The sequence below is a fragment of the Chromobacterium sp. IRSSSOUMB001 genome (genome assembly GCF_023507765.1).
GTDB classification, from domain to species: Bacteria; Pseudomonadota; Gammaproteobacteria; order Burkholderiales; family Chromobacteriaceae; genus Chromobacterium; species Chromobacterium haemolyticum.
Map to the genome: position 1 here is coordinate 136,066 of NZ_JALCYU010000003.1, position 12,069 is coordinate 148,134.

General features: G+C 67.9%; 10 protein-coding genes. 3 read left to right on the forward strand and 7 right to left on the reverse strand.

Annotated features, from left to right (window positions below):
- Positions 1-43: 43 nt before the first annotated feature.
- The gene (locus MOV80_RS04890; protein ID WP_043639361.1) at positions 44-1,138 is read right to left on the reverse strand and encodes an aminotransferase class I/II-fold pyridoxal phosphate-dependent enzyme; all 1,095 of its coding nucleotides are present in this window, start codon (positions 1,136-1,138) and stop codon (positions 44-46) included.
- Between the two features lie 137 nt (positions 1,139-1,275).
- A complete protein-coding gene (locus tag MOV80_RS04895; RefSeq protein WP_081575442.1) occupies positions 1,276-1,464 on the reverse strand; it encodes a lipoprotein in 189 nt (62 codons plus the stop codon).
- 135 nt (positions 1,465-1,599) lie between these two features.
- On the opposite strand from MOV80_RS04895, the gene cyaY reads away from it, so the two are divergent.
- Together cyaY and MOV80_RS04905 are read left to right on the forward strand one after the other, a co-directional pair.
- Positions 1,600-1,917 (forward strand): iron donor protein CyaY, encoded by a 318-nt coding sequence (gene cyaY / locus MOV80_RS04900; RefSeq protein WP_043589353.1) that lies wholly within the window; start codon positions 1,600-1,602, stop codon positions 1,915-1,917.
- Positions 1,914-2,330, forward strand: a complete 417-nt coding sequence (locus tag MOV80_RS04905; RefSeq protein WP_019103565.1) for a YqaA family protein — start codon at positions 1,914-1,916, stop codon at positions 2,328-2,330. The genes cyaY and MOV80_RS04905 overlap by 4 nt, the downstream gene beginning before the upstream one ends.
- Before the next feature lie 69 nt (positions 2,331-2,399).
- Here the strand turns inward: MOV80_RS04905 and MOV80_RS04910 are convergent, their stop codons facing one another.
- From MOV80_RS04910 to hemC, 4 genes are read right to left on the reverse strand one after another with little or no spacing between them, the layout of a single operon-like run.
- Positions 2,400-3,608, reverse strand: a complete 1,209-nt coding sequence (locus MOV80_RS04910) for a heme biosynthesis protein HemY (RefSeq protein ID WP_019103564.1) — start codon at positions 3,606-3,608, stop codon at positions 2,400-2,402.
- A gap of 3 nt (positions 3,609-3,611) precedes the next feature.
- The gene (locus tag MOV80_RS04915) at positions 3,612-4,640 is read right to left on the reverse strand and encodes a uroporphyrinogen-III C-methyltransferase (RefSeq protein WP_019103563.1); all 1,029 of its coding nucleotides are present in this window, start codon (positions 4,638-4,640) and stop codon (positions 3,612-3,614) included.
- Complete coding sequence (locus MOV80_RS04920) at positions 4,637-5,368, reverse strand: uroporphyrinogen-III synthase (protein ID WP_019103562.1); 732 nt, start codon at positions 5,366-5,368, stop codon at positions 4,637-4,639. The genes MOV80_RS04915 and MOV80_RS04920 overlap by 4 nt, the downstream gene beginning before the upstream one ends.
- Positions 5,369-5,375: 7 nt before the next feature.
- Positions 5,376-6,305 (reverse strand): hydroxymethylbilane synthase, encoded by a 930-nt coding sequence (hemC, locus tag MOV80_RS04925; protein ID WP_043589357.1) that lies wholly within the window; start codon positions 6,303-6,305, stop codon positions 5,376-5,378.
- 303 nt (positions 6,306-6,608) lie between these two features.
- Between hemC and ppc the strand changes: the two genes are divergently transcribed.
- Positions 6,609-9,308, forward strand: a complete 2,700-nt coding sequence (gene ppc, locus MOV80_RS04930; protein WP_043589358.1) for a phosphoenolpyruvate carboxylase — start codon at positions 6,609-6,611, stop codon at positions 9,306-9,308.
- A 31-nt stretch (positions 9,309-9,339) separates the two neighbouring features.
- Here ppc and MOV80_RS04935 read toward each other — a convergent pair whose 3' ends face one another.
- A complete protein-coding gene (locus MOV80_RS04935; protein ID WP_052051860.1) occupies positions 9,340-12,066 on the reverse strand; it encodes a DEAD/DEAH box helicase in 2,727 nt (908 codons plus the stop codon).
- Between the last annotated feature and the right edge of the window lie 3 nt (positions 12,067-12,069).

Below are 12,069 nucleotides of genomic sequence, written 5' to 3' on the forward strand. Positions count from 1 at the left end.
ATCTATCCATCCCGCTGACGCGCAGCGGGCTTTGAACCGCTTCTTAACCTTCCGCCAGCGCCGCCATCACTTTGGCCGACAGCGCCTGCGGTTGCGCGGTGACGCGCAGCAAGTGGCGTACCGCCGGGTGCGGCGGGCGGTGCACGGCGATGCCGTCGGACAGCAGCTGGCGATGGATGGCCTCGCTGCTGGCGGCGTCGCGATAGGCGATGCAGACGAAGTTGGTGTGCGAGGGCATCACCACGAGGTCGCGCGCGCGCAAGGCGTCGGATAGTTTGTCGCGCAGATGGATGGTGGCGGCGATTAGCTGACGGGAATAGTCGGGATCGTCCAGCACGATTTGCGCCGCCAGTTGGGCGAAGCTGGACAGCGCGAATTGCGGCCGAATCTGGTCCGCCTTGGCGACGATGTGTTGCGGACCTATGGCGTAGCCCACCCGCAGACCGGCCAGCGCATAGGCCTTGGACAGCGTGCGCAAACGCAGCGTGTTGGGCAGCGCGCCCTGCGGCGGCGCGTCCTGCGCGTCCACGCAGAAATCGACATAGGCCTCGTCCAGGATCAACAGCGTGGACGAAGGCAGGGTTTCGCGCAGCGCCAGGATATCGTCCGCGCTCCAGTAGTGGCCGCTGGGATTATCCGGGTTGGCGAGATAGAGCACGGCGGCACGCTCGGCGCGCGCCACTTCCGCCAGCCGCGGCAGATCGGCCTGCAGCCGGTCGCCTTGTTGCTGGTAGGGCACTTCCAGAATGCGCGCGCCCACGCCTTCGGCGAAATAACGGAAGGTGGGATAGGTGCCGGCGGTGCATACCACCGCGTCGCCGACATTACAGGCCAGACGCAAGGCCAACAGGATCAGGCTGTCGGCGCCGGTGTCGAACAGTACCTGGCTCGCGTCCACGCGGTTGTGGGCCGCCGCGCGCTGACGCAGTCCGTGCGCGTAAGGGTCAGGGTAGAGCCGGGCCAGTTCCGTCATCATCTCGCCGAACTCCGCCGTTAGCGGAGAGGCCGGCTTGGCCATGCTTTCATTGGAACCGATGCGCGCGCCGATGCGGTGGCCCAACGCCGCTTCCAGCTTCACGATGCCGGGGAAGGGGTTGACGATGGTGTGATGTTCCAGGTGACGGGCGAAGTGAGACATCGGCGGCTCCTTTATCTGCAGATACAGCCTTTGAGTGTAAAGGATATGACTGATGTGCAGGAAACCGCGTGGGAATATCAATATGTCTTCGGCATTTTTCGCCGTCGCCGCACCGCCCGGAAGCGCGGCGGGAACCGTCAGCGAGAGGCGGGAGAGGCGGATTCTGCCGCGGCGCGAGGGGAGGAGGCGTCGGCCTTGACCGCGGGTTTGGCGGCGGGCGCGGCGGCGGGCGGCTTGGCTGCGGGGGCGGGCAAATACAGCGGGCCTTTGAAGCCGCAGGCGGCCAAGAACAGGGTCAGGCTTGCACAAGCCAGCAAGGTGCGCATACGAATGAGTTCCAATGTGGCAAAATCCCGATACTAGCAAAGCTGCGGCGCGCCGTGTGATTACGTTGCGCCCGGCGATCAAGGCCTGAGCCGCGCCAAGACGGCGTCCAGGCCGTCATTCAACGGGAAAGCGCAATGAACGAAACCGAATTTCTGCGGCACACCGACGCCATCTTCACGCGCATCGAAGCCGCCATCGACGACAATGATCTGGACGCCGACTATCTGGTGTCCGGCAATGTGCTGGATATCGAGTTCAGCGACGGCGCCAAGATCATCGTCAACCGCCACACCGCCAATCAGGAATTGTGGATAGCGGCCAAGAGCGGCGGCTACCACTTCGCCTTCCGCGACGGCCGCTGGATCGCCGCGCGCGACGGCTCGGAATTCTTCTCCACCCTCAGTGCCGCCATCGCCGCCGCCTGCGGCGAAACCATAGAGTTTGATGAATGAGCCACTTGGTGTGGCTGGGGCTGGGCGGGTTGGCGGTGTCTGCCTTCACCTCGTCCACCATTTTGCCCGGTAATTCCGAGCTGGCGTTGTCCGCTTTTCTGTACAAATGGCCGGACTGGCTGTGGCCGGCCCTGCTGGTGGCCACGGTGGCCAATACCGCCGGCAGCGTCACTAGCCTGTGGCTGGGGAGGTTGGCGCCGCGCAAGGAGTTGCCGCCGAGGCTGGCCGGCTGGTTCCAGCGCTTCGGCCCGGCGGTGCTGGTCTTGTCCTGGCTGCCGGTGGTTGGCGACGCGATTCCGCTGGCCGCGGGTTGGCTGCGTCTGCCCTGGTGGTCCAGCATTTTGTGGTTGACCCTTGGCAAGGCGGCGCGCTATCTGGCGCTGGCCTGGGGCGTGCTGCTGCTGTCGAGTTGAGAGGGCATAACAAGGCAATAAAAAAAGGACATGCGGGAGCATGTCCTTTTTCGTATAAAGCGAGCGGAATCAGCAGCCCTGCTTCAGCGCCAGTTCCAGGCTCTTGTTGTAATGCTGAGCCGCCAGCTCTTCCTTGCCGGTGGCTTCGAACAGCCGCGCCAGTTCGGCGTGGGCGCACAGCGTCGGCGATATCGAAGCGCTTGCCTCCAGATAGCTTTGCGCCTTGCCCCACAGCTGCTGGCACAAGGCCAGCCGGCCCAAGGCCATCAGCAGCCAGTGGTCGCGCGGCCGCTTCTTCAGCCAGTTTTCCGCGGTTTTCAGCAGCTCCAGGCGTTTATCCTCGCTCAGGTGCTCGGCCAGCTTGCCCAGCTCGCGGGACAGCTCCGGGGTGTCGTGATCGTCGTTGGCCAGCGCGCCGGCCAGCAGGGTGGCGGCGTAATCGTAGTCCTGCAACACGATCAGCCGCGCCACCACTTGGTCCATCAGCTGCGGATTGCTGCGCTCGGCTTCCGGGATGCGGCGCAGCCAGTCGCGGATTTCCTGGCCGCCCAGCAGGGTGACCAGCTGTTGCTGATAGGCTGCCAAGCGATAACGCCGCGCCTGTTCCGGCTCCAGCGCGTCGGCCTTGAGCAGTTTCTCGGTCAGAGCCAGCACCGCTTCCGGTTGTTTCTGCAGCAAGCGGACCTTCAATTCCAGCCGCAAGGCGTTGGTCAGATTGGGCGACAGCGCGCGCGCGCGTTCGATGGCGGCCAAGGCGCCCAGCGGGTCCTTGGCTTCCAGCTTCAGCTCGGCGTCCAGCATATGGCGCGCCAGTTGCAGCCGCGGCGGCATGGCGTCCAGCTGCGCCAGATAGCCGTCACGTTTGTCCAGGTCGCCGGCGGCGCCGGCGGAGCGGGCGGCGATCAGCAGGGCCAGGGCCTTGTTTTCCGGCGAGTATTCGTCGTCCAGCGACTTGCTGGCTTCGCGCTCGGCTTTCTGGAAGCGGCCTTCAAAGTAGGAGATGCCGGCTTCGCGCAGCGCGTGGCGGGAGGCTTTCAGCTTCTTCTGGCGCTGGAAGCGGCGCACTTCCGCCGGCAGATTGGCGGCCACCGCCACCATGCGCAGCACCAGATGCACCACGAAAATCAGCACCACCACCGATACGATCAGCAGGTTGAACGACACCTCCATCCGATATGGCGGCAGAAACAGGATGGCGTAGCCGGTGTTCAGGGTGGCGGCCAGGCCGACCAGCACCGCGAGGGCAAACAGCCCGGTAATCCACAAGGCGAATTTCACGGTTTATTCTCCTGCTGCGCCTTGGGCGTCGCGCACCGATTTGAGGCTGGCGTTCATATCCGGCAGCGCCACGTCCAGCGGCGCGCTTTCCAGTTCGCCCAGCGTGCCCAGCCATTGGGTGACGGCCGGCGCGTCGCGGTCGAAGTAGCGCTGCACATAGCTGCGCGCGGCCACGATGTCGGCGGCGAAGGTCTTGCCGTCGCGCTGGATCAACGCCAGACGAGCGTCCAGCAGACGCATTTTCAAGTTTTCCCGCAGGAAGAAAGCCTGCTCCGGTGACAGCAACAGCGCTTCCGGCTTGTCCATGCGGCGGATGTGGATCAACTCGCCCAGGCTCTTGCTGACGTCGGCCACCAAGCGCTCCCACAGCGGCGCGCTGGCCGCCGTCGCCGCCTTGGCCTGCGGCTTCTGGCTGGCCAGCCGGTGAGCGTCCACCGCCAGCGGCAGGCTGTCGGAGGACAGCATCAGCCGGTCCAGCTTCACGGTGAGCCCGACGCTGTCCAGATAGGGCAGGGCCTTGAGTTTTTCCAGGTCGGTGGCCACCGCTTTTTTCACGCCGATCAATTGCGGGCGATCGAATTTGGCCAGGCGCGCGTCCACCATCTCCAGCGCGGACACGGCGGCCGGCACGTTGCCGGCCAGTTGCAGCTGCTGGCTGGCGATGGCCAGAGTGTGTTCCACCTCGGACAGCAGCCAGTCGGTGCGGTTCTTGGTCAGCTCCTGGTACATGCCGTTCAGGGTCGCGTACTGGCCGGCGGATTCGTTGACGCGGGCCTCCATCAGCGCCAGACGGCCTTCGGTGGCGCGGTTGGCGCTGATCGCCTGCTCGGTCATCGCGCGCAGTTCCTTGGCGGATCCGCTGCCTTCGGCCAGCCGGCGCGCCAGTTCCTGGCGGGCGGCGGTCAGTTCCTGCTGGGTGCTGAAGTACTGCCAGCCGGACACGCCCAGCGCGGCGATGGCGATCAGCAGGGCCGGACTCAGCGATTTCTTGGACTCGGGTTTGGCGGTTTCGGTGATCTGGGATTCGCTCATGGGTGACGACAGAACCATTTTTTAAGGCCGGCGACCAGTGCGCTGTCTTCGGCCCGGGTTGTCATGATGCGCGTCGCGCCTTGCGCGGCGAGCCGGTCGGCAACGCGCGGATGCGGCACGCAATACAGCAAGCATTGTAACGTCCTGATTCGACTGGGGCCAGCGAGACGGAACAATTGCTCTACGATTTCGCCGGAAGTGACGATCACGGCGTCCGGCGGCGCGCGGTCGAAGGCCGCCCAGTCCGGTGCGCCGTCCAGTCGGCGGTAGATCTCGGCGAACTCCACCGCCGCGCCCCGCGCGGCCAGGCTTTGCGCCAGTAGGGGCCTGCCGCCGACGCCGCGCACGATGAGCGTACGCTGCCCGCGCATATCGGCCAGCTCAGGCAGGGCCAGCAGGGCTTCGCTGTCGCTGCCCTCGGTTGGGTGCAGCACCGGCCTGCCGCTGAGCGCGGCCAATTTGGCGGCGCTGGCGCGACCGACGCAGACCAGCCGCTTGTGGGCTAGGTCCAGCGTTTGCAGCGCCGGCCAGGCCTGATCTATGGCGCTGGGGCTGACGAAAATCAGGCAACTCGCCGCCGCTGCTTGCCCAGGCAAAACGGCCAGCGCGTCCGGTTGCGGCGCGATTTCCATCAGCGGCAGATGGCCGGCGTCGAAGCCCGCTGCGGCGAGAAGACGCAGCAGCTCGGCGCTTTGCGCTTGCGGGCGGGCGACCAGGACGCGCGGCATCGTCGTCTCAGCGCGGGTCGGCCAGCACCGCTTCAATCAGCGGGCCGGCGCCGTCGTCCAGCAGCTTTTTGGCCACGGCGCGGCCCAGCGCGTCGGCGTAATCGGCCGGGGCGCTGGCGTTGGCGGTCAACATCACGGAACCGTCCGGGCTGGCGACGAAGCCGCCCAGCGCCAGCGTGCCCTCGTTGAGGGTGGCGAAGGCGCCCAGCGGCACTTGGCAACTGCCGCCCAGCTCGCGCGCCAGCGCGCGTTCGGCGCTGACACAGGAGTGAGTGGCGGCGTGGTTCAGCGGCGCGAGCAGCTGCATCAGGTCGGCGCGGTCGGCGCGGATTTCGATGCCCAGCGCGCCTTGTCCGGCGGCAGGCAGGCTTTCCGACGGCGGCAGTTCCTTGCGGATGCGCTCGGAGAGGCCCAGGCGTTTGAGTCCGGCGGCGGCCAGGATGATGGCGTCGAATTCGCCGTCGTCCAACTTGCGCAGCCGCGTTTGCACGTTGCCGCGCAGGGGCTTGACCACCAGCCGCGGATAGCGGGCGCGGATCTGCGATTCGCGGCGAAGGCTGGAGGTGCCCACCACCGCGCCGTCCGGCAGTTCCGACAGGTCCGCGTAGCGGGCGGACACCAGCGCGTCGCGCGGGTCTTCGCGCTCGCATATCGCCGCCAGCGCGAAGCCTTCCGGCAGCACCATCGGCACATCCTTGATCGAATGCACCGCGAGGTCCGCGCGGCCTTCGGCCAGCGCCACTTCCAATTCTTTGACGAACAGGCCTTTGCCGCCGATTTTGGACAGGGTCTTGTCCAGAATCTGGTCGCCCTGGGTGGTCATGCCCAGGATGTCCACGCTGAGGTGGGGATAGAGCGTTTGCAGCCGGGCCTTGATGTGTTCGGCCTGCCACATGGCCAGCCGGCTCTCGCGGCTGGCGATGACGATTTTGTCCATGAAACCGGTTCCCGATCGGACTATGTGCTTGGATGGCGGGCATTCTAGCATGCCGGCCCGACGCACAGCGCCGCGGCGTCGCCGGGATGGCGGCGCAAAGCTTGATGTTGCGCAATGCGCACTCAGGTCAATATCTCACGGGTTAAATGACAGTAGTGTTGCCACTACAGCGGCAAGCCTGCCTATGATGTTTTGCATGCGAAACGAATCGCCTGAAGCCAGCGACGCCAGCGGCCGCGCTGCCTTGAGCCGATTCAAAAACCGGGAGCGGCCAAGCCGCCCGTCACCATCAAGGAATACCGAATGAGCGATTTAGACAAGGACCTGCCGCTGCGCGCCGATTTGGCGCGCCTGGACCGCGCGCTGGCCGAGGTGTTGAGCGAACAAGCCGGCCCCGAGGTCTACGCCGAAGTGCGCGCCATCGCCGGCCGCAGCGCCGAGGAACGCAGCCAGCCCTTGGCGGCGGAGTTGAGCCCGGCTGCGGCGATGGCGCTGGTGCGCGCCTGCGGCCTGTACGCCCAGCTGTTCAACATCGCTGAGGACCTGCACCATGTGCGCCGCCGCCGGGCCCACCGGCAGGCCGGCTCCGCGCCGCAGCAGGGCAGCCTGTCGCGAGCGCTGGGCAAGTTGAAGGCCGACGGCGTCAGCATCGCCATGCTGGCCGACACCCTGCGCGACGCCTATGTCGGCGCCATCCTCACCGCGCATCCCACCGAGGTGCAGCGCCAGAGCGTGCTGGACGGCCACCGCGCGGTGCGCCGTTTTCTGGGCAAGCTGGCTGCGGCGGACCTGACGCCGGAAGAGGAGGGGGAATTGGAGGCCAAGCTCAAGCGCGTGATCGTGGCGCTGTGGCAGACCTCGGAAATCCGCCACTTCAAGCTGGCTGTCAAGGATGAGATCGAAAACGGCGTAGCCTATCACCCGCTGACCTTCTTCCAGGCCTTGCCGGCGCTGTATCAGCGCTTGGACCGGCAGATCGAAGCCACCTGGGGCCAGACAACGCCGCTGCCGTCCTTCATTCGCGTCGGTAGTTGGATAGGCGGCGACCGCGACGGCAACCCCAATGTCGACGCCGCGGTGCTGCGCCACGCGGTGACGCGCCAGGCGCAGGTGGCGTTTGAACATTATCTGTACGAACTGGCGGCGCTGTACCGCGAACTGTCGCTGTCGCAACGTCTGGTCGGCGTCAGCCCGGCCTTGGTCGCCTTGGCGGCGCTGACCCCGGATCAGGAGGAGAGCCGCCGCGAAGAGCCGTATCGGCGCGCGCTGGCGGCGATGGAGGCGCGGGTGTTGGCCACCGGCCTGCAGCTGGGCGTGAGCCTGAGCGGCCGTTGGCCGGCTGACAGGCCTTATGCCGACCAGGCCGAGTTCCAGGCTGACCTCGCCGTGCTGGACGCCTCGCTGCGCGAACACGGCAGCGCGGCGCTGGCCGACGGCCGGCTGGCGGAGCTGATTCGCGCGGTGGACGTGTTCGGTTTCTTCCTGATGCCGTTGGACCTGCGCCAGTTCGCCGGCAGCCACGAGGCGGTGGTGGGCGAGCTGTTCGCCCGCGCCGGGCTGGAGGAGTTCGCCGCGCTGGATGAGGCGGCGCGAAGCCGCGTGTTGCTGCGCGAGCTGGCCACGCCGCGGCTGCTGTATTCGCCCTATCTGGACTACAGCGCCGAAACCGAGAAGGAACTGGCGATCTTCCGCGAGGCGGCCTTGATCCAGCGGCAGTTCGGCGCCGACGCCATCGGCCAGAGCATCATCTCCAACTGCGCTCAGGTCAGCGACATGCTGGCGCTGGCGCTGCTGTTAAAAGAAGCCGGCATGATCCGGCTGGTGGACGGGCAGCCGCGCTCCAGCGTCAACCTAGTGCCGTTGTTCGAAACCATCGCCGACCTGGACCGCAGCGCTCAGGTGATGACTGCGCTGTTCGCCTTGCCGTGGTATCAACAGTTGCTGGATAGCCGGGGCCGCATGCAGGAAGTGATGCTGGGCTATTCCGACAGCAACAAGGACGGCGGCTATCTGACCAGCCAATGGCAGCTCTACCAGGCGGAGAAGCGTTTGGTGCGCTGCTTTGCCGACGGCCGGGTCAAGCTGCGCTTGTTCCATGGCCGCGGCGGCTCGGTGGGCCGCGGCGGCGGCCCCTCGTTCGAGGCCATCATGGCGCAGCCGGCCGGCAGCGTGGCCGGGCGCATCCGCATCACCGAGCAGGGCGAGGTAATCGCGTCCAAGTATTCGGACCCGGCCATCGGCGGCCGCAACCTGGAAGCCCTGGTGGCGGCGACGCTGGAAGCCAGCCTTAGCGGCTGCGCCAGCTGCGAGACCGACGAGACCGTGTTCGACGAGCTGTCGGACGCCGCCTATCGCGCCTACCGCGAACTGGTGGAAGCGCCGGGCTTCATGCAGTACTTCCTGGAGGCGACGCCGATCAACGCCATCGCCAAGCTCAACATCGGCAGCCGGCCGGCGTCGCGAAAGAGCCTGGCCTCTATCAAGGACCTGCGCGCCATTCCCTGGGTGTTCTCCTGGTCTCAATCGCGGGTGATGCTGCCCGGCTGGTTCGGCGTCGGCTCGGCGGTGCGCGCTTTTATCGAGCGTCACGGCGAAGCCGGACGCGCCCGTCTGCAAAGCCTGTACCGCAGCTCGCCGTTTTTTCAGGTGGTGCTGTCAAATATGGAGCAGGTGTTGGCCAAGGCCGACCTGGGCATTGCTCGCCGCTTCGCCGGCCTAGTGGAGGACCGCGCATTGGCGGAGGCCCTGTTCGGCCGCATCCAGGCGGAGTGGGAGGCTACGCTGGATGCTTTCTACGCCATTACCGGCCAGAGCGCGTTGCTGGAAAAGAACCCGACGCTGCATCGCAGCCTGGAAACGCGCTTGCCGTATCTGGACGCGCTGGGCCTGTTGCAGGCCGAGTTGCTAAGCCGGCTGCGCCGTCAGCCGGACGACGCCGAGGCCTTGTACGCGATCCACCTGACCATCAACGGCACTTCGGCCGGCTTGCGCAACAGCGGCTGAGGCCAGGCGCTGCGGACTTTGAACGGGGTTTTCAGCCCTGGCGCAGCAGTTCCAACAGCGCCGCGCCGTCCAGCCGCGCGCTGAGGTCGCCGCCGTCCAGCAAGCTGTCGGCCAGCTCGCGCTTGCTGGCGTGCAGCGCCACGATCTTTTCTTCTATGGTGTGCTGGGCCACCAGCCGGTACACCGTCACCGGCCGCTGCTGGCCCATGCGGTAGGCGCGGTCGCTGGCCTGGTCCTCCACCGCCGGATTCCACCACGGGTCGAGGTGGATCACGTAGTCGGCGGCGGTCAGGTTGAGGCCGGTGCCGCCGGCTTTCAGGCTGATCAGGAACACCTCGCCGTCGCCGGCCTGAAAGGCGTCCATGCGCGCCTTGCGCTGCGCGCCGGGCACCGCGCCGTCCAGGTATTGGTAGCGGATGCCTTGCTGGTCCAGCCAGCGGCGGACGATGGCGAGGTGATCGACGAACTGGCTGAACACCAGCGCCTTGTGGCCGTTGTCCAGCAGCTCCAGCATCAGTTCGCGGAACAGCGTCTGTTTGGCGGCGGGCAGCGCGCTGTCCGGCTGGGTCAGCGTCGGGTGGCAGCAGAAGCGGCGCAGCCGGGTCAGTTCGGCCAGCACCTGCATCGCGCCGCCCTCGGCCTCGCCCGGCTGGGCCAGCTTGTCCAACGCTTGCTGGCGCATCGCCTCGTAGACCTCCATCTCCGCCTCGCTAAGCGGAATGGCGCGGGTGATGTCGGTGCGCGGCGGCAGTTCGGTCAGCACCTGTTGCTTGGTGCGGCGCAGCAGGTAGGGGCGGATCAGCGCTTTCAGCGCTTCGCGGGCGTCCTCGTCGCCGTCGGCGATGGGCTGGGCGAAGCGCTGCTGGAATTTGTCTTCGTTGCCCAGCAGGCCGGGCGCGACGAAGCGGAACAGGCTCCACAACTCGCCCAGGTGGTTTTCCACCGGGGTGCCGCTGGCGGCCAGGCGAAAATCGGCGTAAAGCGCGTGGGCGGCCTGGGCGCGCTGGCTGGCGGCGTTCTTGATCGCCTGCGCTTCGTCCAGCACCACGCTGGCCCAGCGCACCTCGGCGAAGGCGTCGGCGTCGCGTTGCAGCAGGCCGTAGCTGGCCACCACCAGATCGCCGGGGCCGGCGGTGTCCAGCCGCCGGTGCTGTTGGTAGGGGAGCAGCCGCAGGCCGGGCGCGAAGCGGGCGGCTTCGGCCAGCCAGTTGAGCGCCACCGAGGTGGGCGCCACCACCAGCTGCGGACCGAGCGCGGCGCGGCTGAGCAAGAGCGCCAGCGTCTGCACCGTCTTGCCCAGGCCCATATCGTCGGCCAGGCAGGCGCCGGCGCCCCAGTGGGCCAGCCGCGCCAGCCAGTTGTAGCCTTGTTGTTGGTAAGGCCGCAGCGTGGCGCGCAAGGCGGCCGGCACTTCGGGCTCGAAGTCTTGCAGCGACTGCAGCCGTCGCCATTGCTCCTGCCAGCCGGCGTCGCCGTCGAAGGCGCCGGCCTCGGCCGCCAGTTCGCCCAGCCGCGGCGCGGCCAGCGGGCACAGGCGCAGGCCGCTGGGTGCGGCGTGGTCGGCCAGCAGCGTCAGCTGGCGCAGGCGCGCGGCCAGCGAGTCGGATAGCGCCAGCCAGTCGCCGTCGGACAGGCGCAGGTAACGGCCGGGTTGGCCGGCCAGCGCTTCCAGCAGGTGGCGCAGCGCCAGGATGTTGCCGTCGTCCAGCCCCAGTTCGCCGTCCACTTCCAGCCAGCCGCCCTTGCGTTTGGCGCTCAGTTTCAGCTGCGGCAGGCTGACGCCGGCGCGGATGCGCTGCCGCTGGCCGGCCGGCCATTCGCACTGCAGGGTGTCCGCGTCCAGCGCTTGCAGCGCGGCCAGCAGGTCCAGCGCCGCCTGCTGGCCGTCCACCACCCATTCGTCGCCGTCGCGGCGCGCGGCGGCGAGCGTCGGGCAGGCGGCGTGGACCCGGCGCAGGCGGGCGCGTTCGGCGGGAAGGTCGCGTTTGAGTTGCAGGGCGGCGCCGTCCACGCTCACCACCAGGCCGGGCGCGCCGCGGCCGGGCGCGTACAGCGCGCTGGCCGGATGCGGGCGCACTTTCAGCTGCAGCCGCAGGCCGGTATCGTCCAGCCGCAGCAACGCGCGCAGAACGGCGTCGGCCGGCTGGCTGGGCAGGCTGTCGTCGAAGCTGGCGCTGACATCGTGCAGGGGCAACTCCGGCGCGATGTCGCGGATGGCGTCCAGCACTTTCTTGCGGGCATGCCAGGGCAGGCTCAGGCTATGGCCGAGCAGGGCGGCGATCTGGCGCACTTCCTCGTCCAGCCGGTAAACCGCGAGCCGGTCCGGCGCCAGCTTGCGCCACAACACGCCGGCGCAGGCGGCGATGCCGGGCGGGCTCAGCCGCAGCGCGATCTGCTCGCCCTGGCGCTCCAGTTCCAGCGCCACCTGGCCGGCTTCCACCCGCAGCGGCTGTTCCGGCGCGTCGGCCCAGTACAGCGCCGGGTGGCCGACCAGCAGCGGCAGCGCGGCGAGCGCGTCCAGCGCCGCGTGGTGGTCGGCGGCGATGTCGGCCTGCAAGTCGGCCAGCGCGCGCAGGATCAGTCGGTCCTGGCCGCTGAGCCAGTCCAGGCCGTCCTGTTCGGCCAGCAGCCTGGCCAGCGGCAAGCGCCGGCCGCGGCCGTAGCCGTCGGGGCCTCGCGTTTGCTCGCAGGGCTGCAGTTCGACGCCGGAGGCTTCGACGCGCAGCCGCCAGGCCAGGCGGATGGGAGGAGTGTGCATGCG